The sequence below is a fragment of the Brevundimonas sp. genome, from assembly GCF_036399195.1.
Taxonomy (GTDB): domain Bacteria; phylum Pseudomonadota; class Alphaproteobacteria; order Caulobacterales; family Caulobacteraceae; genus Brevundimonas.
This window is the reverse complement of the sequence record NZ_DASWNO010000168.1, coordinates 1-17,690: the sequence shown is the minus strand read 5'-3', so window position 1 is coordinate 17,690 and position 17,690 is coordinate 1. Positions and strand designations below refer to the sequence as shown.

At 69.7% G+C, this 17,690-nt stretch carries 18 protein-coding genes; 4 read left to right on the top strand and 14 right to left on the bottom strand.

Features of this window, described 5'->3' with window-relative positions; all coding sequences use genetic code 11:
• Nucleotides 1-18 precede the first annotated feature (18 nt).
• Nucleotides 19-231, bottom strand: coding sequence for a DUF2945 domain-containing protein (locus tag VGB60_RS07960; protein WP_331037735.1), 213 nt, complete (start codon nt 229-231; stop codon nt 19-21).
• Nucleotides 228-362, bottom strand: a complete 135-nt coding sequence (locus VGB60_RS07955; RefSeq protein WP_331037734.1) for a hypothetical protein — start codon at nt 360-362, stop codon at nt 228-230. The genes VGB60_RS07960 and VGB60_RS07955 overlap by 4 nt, the downstream gene beginning before the upstream one ends.
• Before the next feature lie 188 nt (nt 363-550).
• On the opposite strand from VGB60_RS07955, the gene VGB60_RS07950 reads away from it, so the two are divergent.
• From VGB60_RS07950 to VGB60_RS07940, 3 genes are all read left to right on the top strand, one after another.
• Nucleotides 551-1,765, top strand: a complete 1,215-nt coding sequence (locus tag VGB60_RS07950; protein ID WP_331037733.1) for an NADP-dependent isocitrate dehydrogenase — start codon at nt 551-553, stop codon at nt 1,763-1,765.
• An 83-nt stretch (nt 1,766-1,848) separates the two neighbouring features.
• Complete coding sequence (locus VGB60_RS07945; RefSeq protein ID WP_331037732.1) at nt 1,849-2,439, top strand: DUF2939 domain-containing protein; 591 nt, start codon at nt 1,849-1,851, stop codon at nt 2,437-2,439.
• A 74-nt stretch (nt 2,440-2,513) separates the two neighbouring features.
• Complete coding sequence (locus tag VGB60_RS07940) at nt 2,514-3,074, top strand: DUF2939 domain-containing protein (RefSeq protein ID WP_331037731.1); 561 nt, start codon at nt 2,514-2,516, stop codon at nt 3,072-3,074.
• On the opposite strand, the gene alaS is transcribed toward VGB60_RS07940, so the two are convergent.
• The 9 genes from alaS to chpT all read right to left on the bottom strand — a co-directional run bounded on the left by alaS (nt 3,071) and on the right by chpT (nt 12,586).
• Nucleotides 3,071-5,746, bottom strand: a complete 2,676-nt coding sequence (gene alaS, locus VGB60_RS07935) for an alanine--tRNA ligase (protein WP_331037730.1) — start codon at nt 5,744-5,746, stop codon at nt 3,071-3,073. The genes VGB60_RS07940 and alaS overlap by 4 nt on opposite strands.
• A 92-nt stretch (nt 5,747-5,838) precedes the next feature.
• Nucleotides 5,839-6,339, bottom strand: a complete 501-nt coding sequence (locus tag VGB60_RS07930) for a hypothetical protein (protein ID WP_331037729.1) — start codon at nt 6,337-6,339, stop codon at nt 5,839-5,841.
• Nucleotides 6,340-6,467: 128 nt separating this feature from the next.
• Nucleotides 6,468-6,668: a hypothetical protein gene (locus tag VGB60_RS07925; protein ID WP_331037728.1), complete on the bottom strand. Its 201-nt coding sequence runs from the start codon at nt 6,666-6,668 to the stop codon at nt 6,468-6,470.
• A gap of 303 nt (nt 6,669-6,971) precedes the next feature.
• Nucleotides 6,972-8,057, bottom strand: a complete 1,086-nt coding sequence (gene recA, locus VGB60_RS07920; RefSeq protein ID WP_331037727.1) for a recombinase RecA — start codon at nt 8,055-8,057, stop codon at nt 6,972-6,974.
• A gap of 182 nt (nt 8,058-8,239) precedes the next feature.
• Nucleotides 8,240-8,692 (bottom strand): MaoC family dehydratase, encoded by a 453-nt coding sequence (locus tag VGB60_RS07915; protein WP_331037726.1) that lies wholly within the window; start codon nt 8,690-8,692, stop codon nt 8,240-8,242.
• Entirely contained in the window at nt 8,689-10,569 is a 1,881-nt protein-coding gene (locus VGB60_RS07910; RefSeq protein WP_331037725.1) for a M20/M25/M40 family metallo-hydrolase, read from the bottom strand. The genes VGB60_RS07915 and VGB60_RS07910 overlap by 4 nt, the downstream gene beginning before the upstream one ends.
• 64 nt (nt 10,570-10,633) lie before the next feature.
• Complete coding sequence (locus VGB60_RS07905) at nt 10,634-11,446, bottom strand: protein-glutamate O-methyltransferase CheR (protein WP_331037724.1); 813 nt, start codon at nt 11,444-11,446, stop codon at nt 10,634-10,636.
• Nucleotides 11,447-11,461: 15 nt separating this feature from the next.
• Nucleotides 11,462-11,833, bottom strand: a complete 372-nt coding sequence (locus tag VGB60_RS07900; RefSeq protein ID WP_331037723.1) for a response regulator — start codon at nt 11,831-11,833, stop codon at nt 11,462-11,464.
• A gap of 99 nt (nt 11,834-11,932) precedes the next feature.
• The gene (chpT, locus tag VGB60_RS07895) at nt 11,933-12,586 is read right to left on the bottom strand and encodes a histidine phosphotransferase ChpT (RefSeq protein WP_331037722.1); all 654 of its coding nucleotides are present in this window, start codon (nt 12,584-12,586) and stop codon (nt 11,933-11,935) included.
• 89 nt (nt 12,587-12,675) lie between these two features.
• On the opposite strand from chpT, the gene cysQ reads away from it, so the two are divergent.
• Entirely contained in the window at nt 12,676-13,473 is a 798-nt protein-coding gene (gene cysQ, locus VGB60_RS07890; protein ID WP_331037721.1) for a 3'(2'),5'-bisphosphate nucleotidase CysQ, read from the top strand.
• Here cysQ and VGB60_RS07885 read toward each other — a convergent pair.
• The 3 genes from VGB60_RS07885 to VGB60_RS07875 all read right to left on the bottom strand — a co-directional run.
• The gene (locus tag VGB60_RS07885; RefSeq protein WP_331037720.1) at nt 13,470-14,708 is read right to left on the bottom strand and encodes a hypothetical protein; all 1,239 of its coding nucleotides are present in this window, start codon (nt 14,706-14,708) and stop codon (nt 13,470-13,472) included. The two genes, cysQ and VGB60_RS07885, sit on opposite strands and share 4 nt — an antisense overlap.
• A gap of 153 nt (nt 14,709-14,861) precedes the next feature.
• Entirely contained in the window at nt 14,862-16,112 is a 1,251-nt protein-coding gene (locus VGB60_RS07880; RefSeq protein WP_331037719.1) for a DUF1570 domain-containing protein, read from the bottom strand.
• Nucleotides 16,113-16,204: 92 nt separating this feature from the next.
• On the bottom strand, nt 16,205-17,690 hold a 1,486-nt coding region (locus tag VGB60_RS07875), incomplete at its 5' end, for a peptide chain release factor 3 (RefSeq protein ID WP_331037718.1).

Genomic DNA, 17,690 nt, shown 5'->3' with positions numbered 1-17,690 from the left:
TCGGTCTCGGTCAGGGGGTCACCGCTTGCGGAGCTCTGAGGGCTTGTGCGCCGCCTTGGCGCCGGTCTTGTCGCTCTGGACGATATACTCCGGATCAGCCTTCGACGCCGCTGCCTTGTGGCCCTTGATCTGCGTCGGGCTGGTGATCTTCTTGACGACCTTGCCGTTCGACGAGCCCTGGCTGTGGTCCCAGCTGACCTTGTCGCCGGACTTGAGGGACTTCGCGGTCATCGGATCGGCTCCTCCGACGGCGTCTCCGCACCGTCCAGCACGCGCCGCATCAGCTCGGGGTCGATCAGGATCGGCGCTTCGCAGAACCTGATGATCCAGCGCTGAACCAGCGCCTGTGTTTCGGTATCCAAACGGTGTCTCCGGAGCCTGCACGCCCTTCCGACCCTCACAACCCTGCGACCGCCGTGTGGTTCAGCTTGGCCGTGGAGAACTTCTTCAGCTGGGGCACGGGCGCCACGCTCCTGACCTTTGCGCCCGTCGCGGGGCCCGGCTATACCGCCCGCCTTATCTCCCCATCCCAGTCAGAGGCGAACACCGCATGGCCAAGATCAAGGTCGCCAACCCCATCGTCGACATCGACGGCGACGAGATGACCCGGATCATCTGGCAGATGATCAAGGACAAGCTGGTCTTCCCCTTCCTCGACCTCGAGCTCGACTACTACGACCTCGGCATGGAGAACCGCGACGCCACCGACGACCAGGTGACGATCGACGCGGCCAGGGCGATCCAGAAGCACGGCGTCGGCGTCAAGTGCGCCACCATCACCCCGGACGAGGCGCGGGTGAAGGAGTTCGGCCTCAAGAAGATGTGGAAGTCGCCGAACGGCACCATCCGCAACATCCTCGGCGGCGTCGTCTTCCGAGAGCCGATCATCTGCTCGAACGTGCCGCGTCTGGTGCCCGGCTGGACCCAGCCGATCGTTGTCGGCCGTCACGCCTTCGGCGACCAGTACAAGGCGACGGACTTCCTCGTCCCCGGCCCGGGCAAGCTGACCATGAAGTGGGTCGGAGCCAACGGCGAAGAGCAGAACTACGAAGTGTTCGACTTCCCCTCGGCCGGCGTCGCCATGGGGATGTACAACCTCGACGACTCGATCACCGAGTTCGCCCGCGCGAGCTTCGCCTTCGGCCTGGGCCGGAATTTCCCGGTCTATCTGTCGACCAAGAACACGATCCTGAAAGCCTATGACGGGCGATTCAAGGACATCTTTCAGAAGGTGTTCGACGAGGAGTACGCCGACAAGTTCAAGGCCGCCGGCCTCACCTACGAGCACCGCCTGATCGACGACATGGTGGCCGCGGCCATCAAGTGGTCGGGCGGCTTCGTCTGGGCCTGCAAGAACTACGACGGCGACGTGCAGTCCGACGTGGTGGCGCAGGGCTTCGGCTCACTGGGCCTGATGACCTCGGTGCTGATGACGCCGGACGGCAAGGTTCTGGAGTCGGAGGCCGCGCACGGCACCGTCACCCGCCACTACCGTCAGCACCAGAAGGGCGAGGCGACCTCGACCAACTCCATCGCCTCGATCTACGCCTGGACCCGCGGCTTCTCGCACCGGGCCAAGCTGGACGGCAACGCCGATCTGGCGACCTTCGCCGACACGCTCGAGCGCGTCGTGGTCGAAACGGTCGAGGCCGGTCACATGACGAAGGACCTGGCGCTGCTGGTCGGCGATCAGCAGGGCTGGCTGACCACCGAAGGCTTCCTCGACAAGGTGGCCGAGAACCTGACCAAGGCCATGGCGGCCTGATCTTTCACACGCGACACTGAACGGGGCCCGTCCGGCTGACGCCGGGCGGGCTTTCGTTTGGGCGGTAACGGCGTTCGCGCGTTGTGCGGGGGCAATCGGGGAGTCGGATCATCAAGAAGCTGTTCGGCAATCTGCTGGTCGCCGCGTTCGCCTTCGCCGCGATCAGCTACTTCGCGGCGCCGGCGGTGGGCTTCGTCGCCATCCGCTCGGCGGCGGATGCGGGGGATGTCGGCGGGCTGACCCGGCTGGTCGACTTCACCGCGGTGCGGCAGTCGTTGCGGCCGCAACTCGACGGCGAGCCGGCGCTCCGAGCGCCGGCGCCGTCGTTTCTCGACGATCCGATCGGCGCGGTTAGGCGTCGGCTGGAGCAGGCGGGGCCGCGACCGGCGGCGGCGCCGGACGTTGACAGCTATCTGTCGCCCCAAGCCCTTGCGGCCCTGACGCGGGGGGAGGGCCGTCGCGCCAATCAGCAGGCCCGGGGGACGGGGAGCGCGATGCCGCGGCCGGTGTTCTGGAGCGTCAACCGCGCGCGGATGGCGGTGAACGGAGACGGCGGCGCGCGGACGGTCTTCACCTTCGAGCGGCGCGGGCCGTTCGAGTGGAAGCTGGTCCACATCGGGATTCCCGACCGCGCCGCGCCGACCCGCGCCGCCAGCCCGACAGAAGGGCGCTGAAGCAGCGCTGGCGTCGGGGTCTCGACTCGGGCAACCGTGGCCGTTGGTAGGCGTTGCGTCGCCGGAGGGTCGGCATGAACAGGAAGAAGATCGTCGTCGGCGTGGCGGTCGCGGCGCTGGTTGTGTTCGTCGCCGCCTGGGCGGTCGCCCCCGTGCTGGCGGCGCAGTCTCTGGTCCGCGCGGCCAAGGCAGGTGACGAGCGCAGGATCGAGTCGCTGGTGGATTTTCCGTCGCTGCGCACCAGCCTGAAGGAAGAGCTGAACGCCGAACTGATCGACCGCATGCGCCGCGACCCGCGCGTGGTCGAGAGCGGCCTCGGCGGGCTGGGCATGATGCTGGCGCCGATGCTGCTGTCCGGCGCGGTCGAGACCCTGGTCACGCCGGAGGTCGTGGCCAACATGGTCGTGACCGCCGAGGCGCCCGACCCCTCGCGCCCCTCCGATCCCGATCCGGCGGACAAGCAGGACACGGACGACATCCACCAGTCGTGGGGCTATCGCAGCCTCAACCAGTTCGCGGTGACCCTGACCGACCGCGACCGGCCGGACGACCGGCTGGCCCTGATCATGGTCCGCTACGGCCTGTTCGACTGGAAGCTGGCGGCGGTGGACCTGCAGAGCGGGCGGGCCGCTTAGCCCGCCAGCGCCGCCCGCACCGCCGCGAGACCGGCCTCCGCCTTCGAGCCGTCCGGCGCGCCGCCCTGGGCGAAGTCGGGTTTTCCGCCGGCGCCCTGTCCGCCCATGGAGATGACGGCCGCGCGGGCGAGGTCCGCCGCATTGACGCGCCCCGCCATGTCGCTGGTCACCGCCACGGTGACCGCGGCCTTGCCGTCGGTCACGCCGATCAGGACGACGACGCCGGAGCCGACCTGTTTGCGGAAGTCCTCGGCCACGCCGCGCAGGCCCTTGCCGTCGACGCCGTCGAGCACCCGGGCGATCAGCTTCACGCCGCCGATCTCTTCCGGCGCGGCGTTGGCCGACGCGCCGCCGCCGCCGAGCGCCATCTGCTTCTTAAGGTCGGCGACCTGCTTCTCCAGCGCGCGGACCGAGCCGGTCAGCGCCTCGACGCGCGCGGGCACGTCGGCCGGCTGGACCTTGAAGGTCTGGGCCAGCTTCTTCGCCACCCCGGCCTGGGCCAGCAAATGTTGGCGCGCGGCCTCGCCGGTCAGGGCCTCGATGCGGCGCACGCCCGCGGCGATGCCGCTCTCGGAGACGATCTTGAACAGGGCGATGTCGCCGGTGCGGGCAACGTGGGTGCCGCCGCACAGCTCGACCGAATAGGGCTTGTCCGCCTCGGTCAGCGAGCGGCCGAGCGTAAGCACGCGGACCTCGTCGCCGTATTTCTCGCCGAACAGGGCGACGGCGCCGGCCTCGATGGCTTCCTGCGGGGCCATCATCTTCGTCTCGGCGGGCAAATTCTGGCGGATGACGGCGTTCACCTCGTCCTCCATGCGCGCCAGCTCGTCCTCGGTCACCGGGGCGTTGTGGCTGAAGTCGAAGCGCAGGCGCTCGGCGTCGACCATCTGGCCCTTCTGGGCCACATGCCCGCCCAGCACATTGGCGAGGGCTTTATGCAGCAGGTGCGCGGCCGAGTGGTTGGCGCGGGTGGTCAGACGGGCGTCGTCCTTGACCCGCAGCTGAACGCGGGCGCCGATCGCCAGCTCGCCGGACGTCACCTCGACGCGGTGGCCGAACAGGTCGCCGGCGTGCTTCTGGACGTCGAGGACCGTTCCGGAGCCCTGCTGACCATGGGCGTCGGTCCATTCGATCTCGCCGCGATCGCCGGCCTGGCCGCCGCCCTCGCCGTAGAAGGGCGTCTGGTCGAACAGCACCTCGGCGGTCTCGCCGGCGCCCAGTTCATCGACCGAAGCGCCGTCCCGCACGATGGCCAGCACCTCGCCCGAGCCGTCGACGGCGTCGTAGCCGGTGAAGACCGTCGGCCCCAGCCGGTCGCGCAGCGCCAGCCATTCGCCGGCCGACGCCGTCTGGCCCGAACCGGTCCAGCTCTCGCGCGAGCGGTTGCGCTGTTCGGTCATGGCGGCGTCGAAGGCGTCGGTGTCGACCGTGAAGCCGCGCCGCCGCGCCTCGTCCTGCGTCAGGTCGAGCGGGAAGCCGTAGGTGTCGTACAGGGTGAAGGCGGTCTGGCCCGACAGCACGCCGCCTTCGCCGAGGTCGCGCGAGGCGTCCTCCAACAGGCCCATGCCGCGGCCCAGGGTGGTGCGGAAGCGGATCTCCTCCTGCTTCAGCGTGTCGGTGATGAAGGCCTCGGCCCGGCGCAGTTCCGGATAGGCCTCGCCCATCCCGGCCACCAGCGTGGGCACCAGACGGTGCATCAGCGGATCGGCGGCGCCCAGCAGGTGGGCGTGGCGCATGGCGCGGCGCATGATCCGGCGCAGCACATAGCCACGGCCCTCGTTCGACGGCGTCACGCCGTCGGCGATCAGGAAGGACGAGCTGCGCAGGTGGTCGGCGATGACGCGGTGGCTGGGCTGGCGCTCGCCCTCGGCCTTGGTGCCGGTCGCGTCTTCCGAGGCGGCGATCAGGTCGCGGAACAGGTCGATCTCATAGTTCGAGTGCACGCCCTGCAGCACGGCGGCGATCCGCTCCAGGCCCATGCCGGTGTCGATCGAGGGCTTGGGCAGCAGGGTGCGGCTGCCGTCGGCGGCCTGCTCGAACTGCATGAAGACGTTGTTCCAGATCTCGACGAAGCGGTCGCCGTCCTCGTCCGGCGATCCGGGCGGGCCGCCGGGGATGTGGTCGCCGTGGTCCCAGAAGATTTCGGTGCAGGGGCCGCACGGGCCAGTGTCGCCCATCGACCAGAAATTGTCCGAGCCGGCGATGCGGACGATCTTCGACTCCGGCAGGCCGGCGATCTTCTTCCACAGGTCGAAGGCCTCGTCGTCGTCGATATAGACGGTGACCATCAGGCGCGACGGATCGAGCGCGAACTCCTTCGTGCACAGGTTCCAGGCCATTTCGATGGCGTGGGCCTTGAAGTAGTCGCCGAACGAGAAGTTGCCCAGCATCTCGAAGAAGGTGTGGTGGCGCGCGGTGTAGCCGACGTTGTCGAGGTCGTTGTGCTTGCCCCCCGCCCGGACGCATTTCTGCGAGCTGACGGCGCGCTTGCTGGCCCGCGTCTCCTGCCCGGTGAAGACGTTCTTGAACGGCACCATGCCGGCGTTGACGAACAGCAGGGTCGGGTCGTTCTGCGGCACCAGCGGCGCCGACTGGACCTTCTCGTGCCCGTCGGCGGCGAAGTAGTCGAGAAAGGTCGAGCGGATCTGGTTGAGGCTGGTCTGGTGGGTCATCGCGGGCGGTCGTTTCGGGGGGAGCGAAAAGGAAGCCGCCTTCTACAGGGCATTGCGCCCCTTTGCATCACCCGCCCGTGATCGGTCGGGCTTCACGCGGCGCGGTCGCCGGAACCCAGCATTCGACGCGTGATCCAGGCGATCGGAAGGCCGACGGCGACGATGTGGACCACGATGGGTTCCAGCGCGGACATCAAGTCGACCGGGCCGCTGACCGGCGAGGCGGACAGGGGAACCACGACGAACGCCATCACCAGCCACACCGCGACCCCGAACACCGCGCCGACAGGCAGCCAGGACCGCCGCAGCGACGGCGCGACGGCGGCGGCCGCTACGAAAATCACGGCGACGACCAGCATGATGGCGAAATGAGCCCCCAGACCGAGCCAGGCCGTCGGCCAGCCGCCACGCCAAGCCTCGGGGCCCAGCAGCCCGCTCGCGACCGCCTGCAGCACCGCGCGGGCGGGGACCTCGAGGTTGGTCAGGATCGCCGCCGAGATATCCAGCGCCCCGGCCAGCAGCCCGGCGTAGAGCGCGGTCCGGGCGAGGACGAGGGTCGAGGGCAGGGGGTCGGCGGGCGGGGGCGAGATCATGAGCGGCTCTCCGGATGAAGGAGCCTCCGCTAGCTTTGCCGTTTCAGCAAGCGGCGTGTGGAGCCCGGCGGGCGCCGGCGTCGTTCCACCCCGCGGCTCTTGAGGGCCTGTCGACCGGCCTCGGCGCGTCAGTCCGTGCTGACCTCGTCTACGGCCGCCTCGTTCTCGGACAGCAGGTCGTCGAGGGCGTCGATGATGGCGTCGATCTGCTCCGGGGTTGCGGTGACCACCATCGACCCGCCGCCGCTGCCTTCGATCTCAAGCAGATAGCCGTCGGGCGTCTCCGACAGGGTGAACTGGCTTAGGGACTGGACCTGATTGTCGGCCATGGGCGGCGCTCCGGGTTCTTGATGAAGCCGACAACCGATGCGCCCGCCTAAGGTTTCGCGCATCAGAAAATGGCCGCCCGACCCGGGTGGGAGTCGAGCGGCCGCTCCGTCCGGCCCGGCCCCGCGGGGGTCGGATGGCGGGTCGCGGGACCCGGCCGGAGAAGAACTCCTCCCCCGTCGGGGGAGGGGGACCACGAAGTGGTGGAGGGGGCTTATGGCAGGCGCCGGCGTGGGAGGTCGGCCCCCTCCGTCACGGCGCGCAGCCGCGCCGCGCCACCTCCCCCGATGAGGGAGGATTCGGTCCTAGCCCTCCAGGTCCTGGCCCTCGTCGGGCTCAGGGGTGCCCAGCAGCTCGTCGGCGATCTTGGTCGTCGAGGCGCGGACGGCTTTCTCGATCGAGTCGGCGACGTCCGGATTGGCCTTGAGGAAGGCGCGCACGTTCTCGCGGCCCTGGCCGATCCGCTGGCTGTCGTAGGAGAACCAGCTGCCCGACTTCTCGACGATGCCGGCCTTGACCCCGAGGTCGATGATCTCGCCCAGCTTGGAGATGCCCTCGCCGTACATGATGTCGAAGATCACCTCGCGGAACGGCGGCGCGACCTTGTTCTTGACGACCTTGACCCGGGTGGTGTTGCCGACCACCTCGTCGCGGTCCTTGATCGCGCCGGTGCGGCGGATGTCGAGACGGACCGAGGCGTAGAATTTCAGCGCGTTGCCGCCCGTCGTCGTCTCGGGCGAGCCGTACATGACGCCGATCTTGTGCCGAATCTGGTTGATGAACAGCACGATGCACTGCGACTTGTTGATCGAGGCCGTCAGCTTGCGCAGGGCCTGGCTCATCAGGCGCGCCTGAAGGCCGGGCAGGCTGTCGCCCATCTCGCCCTCGATCTCCGCGCGCGGCGTCAGGGCGGCGACGGAGTCGACCACGACGATGTCCACGGCGCCCGAGCGCACCAGGGTGTCGACGATCTCGAGGGCCTGTTCGCCGGTGTCAGGCTGCGACACCAGCAGGTCGTCGAGATTGACGCCCAGCTTCTGGGCGTAGCCGGGATCGAGCGCATGTTCGGCGTCGACGAAGGCGGCGGTGCCGCCCGCCTTCTGGATTTCCGCCACGGTGTGCAGCGCCAGCGTGGTCTTGCCTGAGCTTTCCGGCCCGAACACCTCGATCACCCGCCCGCGCGGCAGGCCGCCGATGCCCAGCGCCATGTCGAGGCCCAGCGAGCCGGTCGAGACCGACGGAATCGTCGCCAGTTCCGCTCCGCCCTTGCCGAGCTTCATCACCGAGCCCTTGCCGAAGGCGCGGTCGATCTGGGCGATCGCCGCCTCCAGAGCCCGCTGCTTGTCGCCGTCGTCCTTGCCCACCAATTTCAGATTCGCCTGTGCCGCCACCTTGCCGCTCTCCCTTGCCATGATTCCCGTTCGAGACCCTGGGGAGAGGCCCGCCGTCGGTCCAATGACCGTGACCCGCTCCCGTGCGAGGCGGACTATGTGCATGGTTTGTTCTCGTTGCCAATATGTTCTTCTCGGTCCGTGTGTGAGAGGGCTGCGGCTGCGACCGTTACTGACGTGGATCAGCCGGGTCGGCGCCAGGCCACGATGCGGACGGTCGAGATCTGCACCGCCTCGCCATGCTGGTTCCGCGTCTCTGTTCGGGTGCGGATCATGCCTCGGTCAGGCCGGGAGGCGGAGGGCGTGATCTCCAGCACCTCGACGTGGACGGTCAGCGTATCGCCGGGGCGGGTCGGCCGGGGCCAGGTCGTCTCGCCGCCCGCGCCGACCAGCCCGCCCGCAAGCGGGAAGGCCTGCACCAGCATCCGCATGGTCAGCGCCGCCGTGTGCCAGCCGCTTGCGGCCAGGCCTCCGAACAGGCTGTCGCGGGCTGCGTCCTCGTCGAGATGGAAGGGCTGAGGGTCGAACTCGCGGGCGAAGGCCTTGATCTGATCGGCCGTCAGGGTGACGGGCTCGCTGACGAAGGTCTGGCCGACATGCAGGTCTTCGAGATAGAGCGGCGAGGGCGCCGTCACGCCCGCGCCTCGAACGGGTCGGACATGGGCTCGGCGACCCGCGCCCCCGCCGAAAGCCCGGCGCCGACGGCCAGCACGACGAGGGCCGCAATCAGCAAGGGCCGGGCCGAGCCGCGCTCGGGGTTGAACGGGCGGGCGAACATCAGGACCAGCAGCCCGAGCAGCGCCAGCACGCCGGGCAGGTCCATGCCGATCCCGAGGAAGACGGTGTGCGACAGGCTCATGATCCAGCCGCCCGCGAGCACAAGGGCGATCGCCGGCGCCGCGAGCGATCTGGCGCGCGTCAAGCCGGGATCGGCGAAGGCGGCGATCAGCGCAGCCAAGGCGGCGAACAGCCCCATCCACACGAACAGGAAGGCGGCTACCGGCGCCGCCGCCTGCGCCGCCGCCGCGACAATCAGGACCAGCCCGATGAGGCCGGTCCATCCGCCCCATGGCGTCCGGGCGGCGAGGCCCGGCGCGAGCGAGAGGCCGATGGCGACCACGGCGGCTCCGATCAGGATGGGGCTGACGCCGCTCAGTAGAAGCGCCAAAGCCGCGGCGGAGGCCACCGCTGAGGCGACCACGCCCCGGTCGAAGCGCGCGCGTCCCGCCAGCAGCAGCAAGGCCACGGCCAGCACCGCCAACGCCACGCCTGCTTCCATCCACGGGAGCCGCGCGAGCAGGGTGTAGTAGTCACCGTCGGCCACAGCCCGTCCGGCCAGCGACCGGACCGCGGCGGCGACGACCACGCCCGTGGTCAGGAACCACAGGCCGTCGATCATCCCCCGCCCGACATCCGCCGCCGAGAGCCCCGCCCGCGCGCGGGCCCGCCACAGGGTCAGGGCCAGCGCCGCGAAGGCCGTCGCCAGCAGGACCCAGCCGAAGACAGGCGGATGTCCGACGACGACCCGTCCGAACAGGTCGGCGTAGACGCGATCCTCGCCCGCGCGCGGCAAGGTCGGGCCACGCAACAACGCGTCGGCCGTCTCGAGCGTCTGCGAGCCGATGTGCTGTACGCTACCCACATCCAGCGCCTCGGGCGTGGAGGTCGGCGAGTGGTATTGGGCGGGCCGGCCGATGAAGGCGAGGTTGATCCCCTGGACCCCGCGCTCCTTCGGGATGGTGAAGTCGGTGCCGTTCGGCATCAGTTCGTAGACGAACACCGCCAGCGAGTTGGACGAGACGCCGCCGGTCGTCCGCCGCGCGATCCGGGCGAACAGGTCGATGGTCTCGGCGTTGCCGCGGCCGGTCTCGAACATCATGGCCCGGCCCCCGCCGCCGCGCGCCTCGAGGTTGACCACGGCGCCGATGCGGTCGCGTAGGGGGTGATCGCCCCAGAACGCCCGGGCGCCGTCGAGGCCCAGCTCCTCCGCGTCGGTCAGCAGGACCACCAAGGTGCGATCCGCCGGGCCTCGCGTCTGGATCGCCCGCACCGCCTCCAGCACAGCCGCGACCCCGGCGCTGTCGTCAGCCGCACCGGGCGAGTCGGCGGCCGTGTCGTAGTGCGCCATCAGGGCGACGGCGGGCAGGGCGGGGTCTCGCCCCGGCAGCACGCCGATCAGGTTGACCGCGCCGCGGCTCGCGGCGTCCGGCGCAGCCCCTTCGCGCGTCAGCCGACGGACCGCGCCGGGCGACAGCGGCCCCGTCTGCGTCGAGGTCTGCAGACCCAGAGCCTCCATGCGCCGCAGCAGATAGGCCTGGACCCGGGCATGCTCGGGCGAGCCCACCGGGTGCGGACGCCGCGCGATCTCGCGCACGTCGGCCATGGCCCGTGCGGCTGAGAACGCGGTCGCAGGAGTGTCTGCCGGCGCGGGGCGGGGGCTCTGCAGCGTGATGACCGCGAGGACGAGGGCGAGCGCCAGAGAGCCGAACAACCACAGCAGCCGCATCTTCATCCTCCCCGATGTCGGGGGAGCCTAGGAGATCGGCGGGGCGGGGGGAAGCTGGAGCCGCGTCGAGCTACGCGGCGCGGCGGATCGCGGACGGTGACTTGACGAACAGACCCTTGCGGCCGGCGACGGCGCGGAAGGCGAGGCTGTCTTCCGGCTGCTCCTCCGGGCCGAGGAACAGGCAGCCGTCATCGACCAGCCGGCGTTCCAGATTGTCGATCATGTCGCCGCGCCGTTTGGGATCGGCGTCGCTCAGCAGGTGGCGGCAGAAGATGACGTCGAAGCGGTGTGCGTCCGTGGGCGGCTCGGCCAGGTTGGCGCGGGCGAAATGCACCGCCGCACGCAGCTCGGCCCTGGCGATCCACGCCTCGTCGGTCTGGTCGAACCAGCGGAGCATGGCGCTGGCCTTCAGGCCTCGCTGGATTTCGAATCCGGTGTAGGCGCCCGAACGCGCCTTCTCCAGCGCGCGCTGGGACAGGTCGGTGGCGACGATCTCGGCCGCCACGCCTGCTTCCTGCGCGGCGATGGCCAGCGACCAGGCCTCCTGACCGGTCGAGCAACCGGCGGACCAGATCCGGATCGGCTCGCGCCCCCGCGCCTTGGCCAGGGCCGGCAGAAGCTCCAGCGTCAGGATGTCGAAACTGGCGCGGTCGCGGCGAAACCAGGTTTCCGGGTTCAGCAGGGCCTCGATCACGGCCCAGCCGAGCGACGCGACCGGCTTGGCCCAAAGGGCGGCCAGCATCGCGTCGACCGAGTCGAACCCCTCGCGGCGGGCGACGGGGCCCAGCCGGTGCTCGGCCAGCTTCATCCGGTCGCGGGTCAGCCGGAAGCCGGCGCGCGTGGCCAGCAGCGTCTGGAGGCGGTCGAAATCTTCCGGCGTCATCGCGGCGTCATGGGCTCAGACGGCCCCCACTTCCGCGAATTTGGATGTCAGGATTTCCCCGTCGAACGGCTTCATCACATAGTCGTCGGCGCCCGCGGACAGGGCTTCTGCGATCCGCTCGGCGCGCGTCTCGATGGTGCAGAACAGCACTTTGGGCGCCAGGCCGCCGGGCAGGGCGCGCAGGCGGCGCAGAAAGGTCATCCCGTCCATCACCGGCATCGACCAGTCCAGCAGGATGACTTCGGGAATCACGCCGCTGCAGAAGGCGAGAGCCTCCGAGCCGTCGGCGGCTTCGTCGACCTCGAACCCCAGGCCTTCGACGATGCGGCGCGCGACCTTCCGGATGATCCGGCTGTCGTCGACGATCAGACAGGTTCTGGGGGTCAAATCAGGATTCCGATACTGCGTCCCACAACGCCCGCGTGTGCGACTCGTCCATGATCGCCCGAGGCCGGTTAACGAGTCCTTGGGAAGGCCGCTTAAACCTCAGTTAGGCATCCGCGCGGACAGGACGACGCGGCCCTCCACGACCTCGACATCGAGCGCGCCTCCGGCGTCGTTCACGGTCAGCCACAACCAGTAGGGCTGGATCCACTGGCCGTGCAGGCCCTCGCTCAGAGGCTGGCCGGCTAGACCGGCTACGGCCTCGCCCTTCAGCCGCGCCCGATTGCCCTCGGCGACGCCGTCGATGATCATGTCTTCGCCGTCACGGCGGGTGGTGATCGTCGCCACGCCGCCCGACGGCAGGGCCGCCACGGTGAGATAGGCCAGATTCACCAGCGCCCGCGCCTGGGGCTTGGAATACTCTCCGTCCTCTACCCGCCACGTCAGCGAGGCGCGCCCGCCCTCGGTCAGGCCGGCGACCAGCTCGCCCAGCTCGGCCGCCGCGAACCGCTCGGCCGAGGCTGACGCCCCGAAAGCCACCCGGGCGAAGGACACAAGCGCGATCATCTTCTTCGCGCTGGCCTCGATCAGGCTCATGGCGTCGTCGCGCATGTCCTGCGCCGTCGGGTCCTTGAGCAGGTCGAGGCCCGAGCTGATCGCTCCGGCGGGGCTGATGAAGTCGTGGCACAGCTTGCCGGCCACGAGGGTGGCGAGGGCCTGCCCGTCGGGCAGGGCGGCGGCGGATGGATCGGTCATGGGGCCCCGGAGCAACAGTCGTTAACGGGCCGGACGCTGACCTGATTTGCCGGTTCGCGAAACCGGTCCGATGCTCTAATCCGGCTGCCATGACCCAACCCATGACGGCCCGGCTGGCCGACGATCTGGCCAGCGGCGCCTTGGCCGAAGCCTTGGCCGACATCGCCGAGGACGCGGCGCGCGTCATCCTGCCTTACTGGCGCAATAACGTCGTGGCGGAAGCCAAGGCCGACGAGAGCCCGGTCACGATCGCCGACCGCGAAGCCGAAACCCTGATACTCGCCCGGCTCGAAGCGCTCTATCCGGGGGTCCAGACCGTCGCCGAGGAAGCCGTGGCCGCCGCGGGCGCACCCGCGACGGCGGCGGACTGGTTCTGGCTGATCGATCCCATCGACGGCACCCGCGGCTTCGTGGAGGGCCGCGAGAGCTTCACCGTGAACATCGCACTGATCCATGAGGGCGCGCCGGTGGCGGGGGTGGTCACCGCGCCCGCCACGGCCGTGACCTGGCGCAGCGCCGCGCCGGGCGCCGGAGCCTTGCGCCGCCGGTTCGGCGAGGCATGGCAGGCCATCAAGGTTCGCGACCGGCCCGACGCCCCGATGGCGGTCGTGAGTCACAGCATGAGCGACGCCGAGGCCCGGCGGCTCGTCTCGCGGCACGGCTGCAAGCAATGGCAGGGGACCGACTCTTCGCTGAAGTTCTGCCTGATCGCCGAGGGCCGGTTCGACGCCTATCCGCGCACCGGAGCCACGTCGGAGTGGGACACGGCGGCGGGTCAGGCGGTTCTGGAGGCCGCCGGCGGGCGGGTTCTGGCCGAGGACGGCTCACCGCTGCGCTACGGCAAGGCCGGCTTCGCCAACGGCGGCTTTGTGGCCCTGGGCGGCTAGAGCCGCACCGACTCCGGCATCGCGAGCACCGCCTGCTCCATCAGGGCCGGAGCGCCGCACTCGCGGGCGGTCTCGATCGCCTCGGCCAGCATCAGGCCCACGGCGCGGGGGTGCGAGCCGGTCAGCCGAGCCTTCGCCAGCGCCAGCCGAGCCATGCCGATCTGGTCCGCGGCCCAGTCCACGGGCTTGACGGGCGCGGACGCGCTCAGACGCCGCCGCAACGCCGCTTCAAGACCGCTTACCGCCGCGACATCCGACACCGCTTCGGCGAGGCGGAGCTTCGCCTCCAGATGCTCGCCCCGGGCCAAGGCTCCCAGGATCAGGCCGGGCTCGGTGCTGAGTTGTTCCGCCATGGCCAGCTGGTCGAGGGGCAGGCGGTCGGAGCGCACCAGTTGAACCGCCACCCAGTCCAGCGGACTGTGATCGGGGGTGAACTGATCGGCGGCGGCCTCAAACAGCGCCATGCCCTGCTCCGCGGCGGCGGCGTTCTCCGCCAGACGGGCCAACGCCAGCAGGCCGGCCCCCGCCAACGCCAACGCCCGGGCGCGGGTCAGAGGCCGGTATTCCGGCGAAGCGGACTCGACGAGCACTCGCAGGTCGCGGCCCGCCTGATCCAGCAGCCGCCCGTCGCGGCGCATCACACCACCCTCCAGCGCCAGGGAGGCGCGATCCAGCCGGAGCTCGTCCGCGCCCTGCGGCGATAGGGACCGCGCCGCGTGAAGCGCAGCGTCGAGCAGGGCTGTCGCGTCGAGCAGCACCGATGGTTCGGCCGACAGCCGGGCGCGGCGGGCCGTCAATCTCGCGCTAACCGCGACGAGGGCGGCGCGGGTCGCCGGCTTCTCCGCCGCCAGCGACTTCAGGTCCGAGAGCGCGGCGGTCAGCGCATCGGGACCCCCGAACAGGTCGAACTGCAGCAGATGGGTCTCGGCGGCGCAGATCGAGGCCGTCACGCGCTGATCGGGCGTCGTGGCCTGACGCATGGCGTCGGAAGCGGCCGCACGGGCTCGATCCAGACTGGATCGGCGTCCGGTCCGGCGGGCGTGCTCTCGCCACAGCGCGGCGGCCCGGTTCCAGCTTGAGAAGGGGCGCGGGCAGGAGACGCGGCCCGCGTCGGTCGTTTCGCGCCGCGCCTCAGCCTCGACCAGATCGGCGCCGATCAGTTCCAGCCAGCCGAGATCCTCGCTTTCGCGCGCCTTCTCGAACAGCTTCCTCAGGTCGCGGCCGAATTCGAACATGGTGGCTGGCGCTCCGGACGTCCCGCTTCGGGACCCATCAGGCCGTCCCGCTGTACACGATGCAAACGCAGCGCCGCCCGGGCGGTTCGGCTTGGCGGTTCACGGTGTGGCCGCAGCCTTCGCTTCCGAACCGCGCGAGCCGACGTCGCCCGGTCAGTCGGCATATCGGCGGTAGCGAGCCTCGGCCTTGTGGACGCTGTGGTCGGTGGGATCGGCTTTCATGGCGCGATCGAGGAAATCGCGGGCCATGTTCCACTGCCGGGTCCGCTCGGCCTCGTCTTGCGCCGCCGCGCCCCGCTCGGTCGCCACATCTGCCATGAGCACCAGCCCCTCAACATGGTCGTCCTGAATCTCGAGCGCGCGAATGAGCGCCGTCTCGGCCGCGGCGGGGTCGCCCCAGCGCTTTTCCGCCCGGCCAAGGGCGACGAGAGCCAGTGGATCGTCAGGAAAACGGCGGGCGGCGGTCCGCATGGTTTCCAAAAGCGCGGGTCCGTCGATCTGGTCGGGATTCCACGAACGGGCGTTGATCGCCGGCAGCATCACCGCATCGGCGGCGGACGACAGGGTCGTCACCGTGATGACCGGGCTGATGGGAGGCAGGTCGAGCTTGCTGTAGGAGAGCCGCCCGCGCACATGGGCCCGCAGCTGGGCCGTCAGCTGTTCGGGAGTCATCGAATAGACGGCCTGCCAGGCTTCAGCAGGATCCTGGCCGCCGTTCACCGCGGTGACATAGGCGGACAGGTTACGTATCCGGCTCGTGTCGGACAGCAGCCAGTGGGTCAGGGCCCAGGATTGGGCGTAGTACATATTCATGCCGGTCTGGGTGTCGACCGCGAGCGGGCTGTCGGCCCGCAGCACGGCGTCCATCGGTAGCCAGCGGCCCTGTTGCAGGGCGTACAGCCGCCCCCGGTCGGGTAGGCCGAAGGAGGCCTCGCCGCGCTCCGTCACCGTCGCGGTGGCGAAATATTCTGCGAAGCCCTCACGGAACCAGCCCGGATACCGCATGTCACCGGCCCGGGCCATGACGTGATGGCTGTACTCGTGGAGCAGGATGTCGTCGCTCTCGCCCCGCACCAGTACGGCGAACACGTCGATATCGCTGTAGGAATAGTAACCGGCGATGCCGGGCGGAAGGCCGGGAATGGCGACCCGCAGCGCCCGGCCGTCGCCCACCAGGTAGACCGGCAGCCTGCGGGCCTCGGTGTCGCGCCCGACGCCGAAACGGGCCGTCAGCAGCGCATCGAACCGCTCCAGCTTGGCGATGTAGTCGCGCAACGACCGTTCCGAGCCGTCGCTGTAGACGACGAAATGCTGGCTTTCCGCGCGACGCCATTCGGCCGTGGCGGTCGCTGGCGCAAGCGCGCTGAGCGCCAGCGCGATAAGAAGACGGACGACTGGACGCAAAACGGAACTCCCCGAACCTCCGTCACAAAAGCCTGTTTTCCAGCGCGCGGTCCAGCCTCAGCTTGATTGAACCCACAGCCGGTGCGGCCGGCTTATCCCCGCTCCTTCGTCTTGGTGAAGGCCACGCTGGGGAACCGCTCCATCACATAGCCGGTCTCCCAGCTCGACTTGGCGAGGAAGACCGGGTCGTCGTCGATATCGCGCGCCATCTGGCCGCGGTATTTGCCCATGAAGTCCTCCAGATCCGCCTTGGTCCCGCCGATCCAGCGGGCCTCGGCGAAGGGGGAGGGCTCGAACAGAACCTCCAGCCCGTATTCCTCGCCCAGCCGGTCGGCCATGACCTCGAACTGCAGCTGGCCGACGGCGCCGACGATGAAGTCCGAGCCCATCTCGGGCCGGAACAGCTGGGTCACGCCCTCCTCGGCGAGGCCATCCAGCGCCTTCTTCAGGTGCTTGGCCTTGAGCGGGTCCTTCACGCGCACGCGCTGCAGGATCTCGGGCGCGAAATTGGGCAGGCCGGCGAAGCGGATCAGGCCGCTTTCCGACAAACTGTCGCCGACACGCAGGACGCCGTGGTTGGGAATGCCGATGACGTCGCCGGCGTAGGCGTCCTCGGCCAGTTCGCGGTCGGAGGCGAAGAACATGATCGGCGCGTTCACCGACAGCTGTTTGCCGGTGTTTTGCACCTTCAGCTTCATGCCGCGCTGAAACTTGCCCGAGGCCATGCGGAACATGGCGATGCGGTCGCGGTGGTTGGGGTCCATATTGGCCTGGACCTTGAAGACGAAACCGGTGACCTCGGCCTCGCCGGGCTCGACCGTCAGGGCGACAGGATCGGCGGCGTTGCGGGTTCCGGCGGGCGGCGCTTTCTGGGCCTTCATCGGCTTGGGCGGCGGGGCCCATTCCCCGATCGCGGCCAGCAGTTCGTCGATGCCGAAGTGGCGGAGCGCCGAGCCCCACAGCACCGGCGTCATGTGACCCTCGAGGAAGGACTGGCGATCGAAGGCAGGATAGCCGCCCTCGACGAGCTCCTGGGCCTCCATCAGGGCCTCGTGCTCGCCGGCCTCGAAATAGCGTCCGGCCTCCGTCAGCGGCAGGGCCTCGGGATGGGGCACGTCCTCGGCCGAGCCGGCGGGCTTGCGGGCGTAAGGCTGGAACTTGCCGGTGCCCATCTCGACCATGCCACGCAGGCGGGCGCCGCTCTCGGCGGGCCACCAGATCGGGGCGGGGTCCAACTGCAGGCGCGATGCGATCTCGTCCAGCAGGGCCATAGGGTCCTGGGCCTCGCGGTCAAGCTTGTTGATGAAGGTGATGATCGGAATGTCGCGCAGGCGGCAGACCTCGAACAGCTTCAGCGTCTGCGGCTCGATGCCTTTCGCGGCGTCCAGCACCATGATGGCGCAGTCGGCGGCCGTCAGGGTACGATAGGTGTCTTCAGAGAAGTCCTCGTGGCCCGGGGTGTCCAGCAGGTTGAACATCCGCGCCACGCCGTCGGCCGGCGTGTGCTCGAACGTCATCACGGAGGCGGAGACGGAGATGCCGCGCTCCTTCTCGATCTTCATCCAGTCGGACTGGGTG

Bases quoted from the DNA above. Each gene is read 5' to 3' on its own strand.
- VGB60_RS07940 (WP_331037731.1), top strand. From the start codon at position 2,514: ATGAACAGGAAGAAGATCGTCGTCGGCGTGGCGGTCGCGGCGCTGGTT.
- VGB60_RS07930 (WP_331037729.1), bottom strand. From the start codon at position 6,339: ATGATCTCGCCCCCGCCCGCCGACCCCCTGCCCTCGACCCTCGTCCTC.
- alaS (WP_331037730.1), bottom strand. From the start codon at position 5,746: ATGACCCACCAGACCAGCCTCAACCAGATCCGCTCGACCTTTCTCGAC.
- VGB60_RS07885 (WP_331037720.1), bottom strand. From the start codon at position 14,708: ATGTTCGAATTCGGCCGCGACCTGAGGAAGCTGTTCGAGAAGGCGCGC.
- chpT (WP_331037722.1), bottom strand. From the start codon at position 12,586: ATGACCGATCCATCCGCCGCCGCCCTGCCCGACGGGCAGGCCCTCGCC.
- VGB60_RS07950 (WP_331037733.1), top strand. From the start codon at position 551: ATGGCCAAGATCAAGGTCGCCAACCCCATCGTCGACATCGACGGCGAC.
- cysQ (WP_331037721.1), top strand. From the start codon at position 12,676: ATGACCCAACCCATGACGGCCCGGCTGGCCGACGATCTGGCCAGCGGC.
- VGB60_RS07925 (WP_331037728.1), bottom strand. From the start codon at position 6,668: ATGGCCGACAATCAGGTCCAGTCCCTAAGCCAGTTCACCCTGTCGGAG.
- VGB60_RS07960 (WP_331037735.1), bottom strand. From the start codon at position 231: ATGACCGCGAAGTCCCTCAAGTCCGGCGACAAGGTCAGCTGGGACCAC.
- VGB60_RS07905 (WP_331037724.1), bottom strand. From the start codon at position 11,446: ATGACGCCGGAAGATTTCGACCGCCTCCAGACGCTGCTGGCCACGCGC.
- VGB60_RS07910 (WP_331037725.1), bottom strand. From the start codon at position 10,569: ATGAAGATGCGGCTGCTGTGGTTGTTCGGCTCTCTGGCGCTCGCCCTC.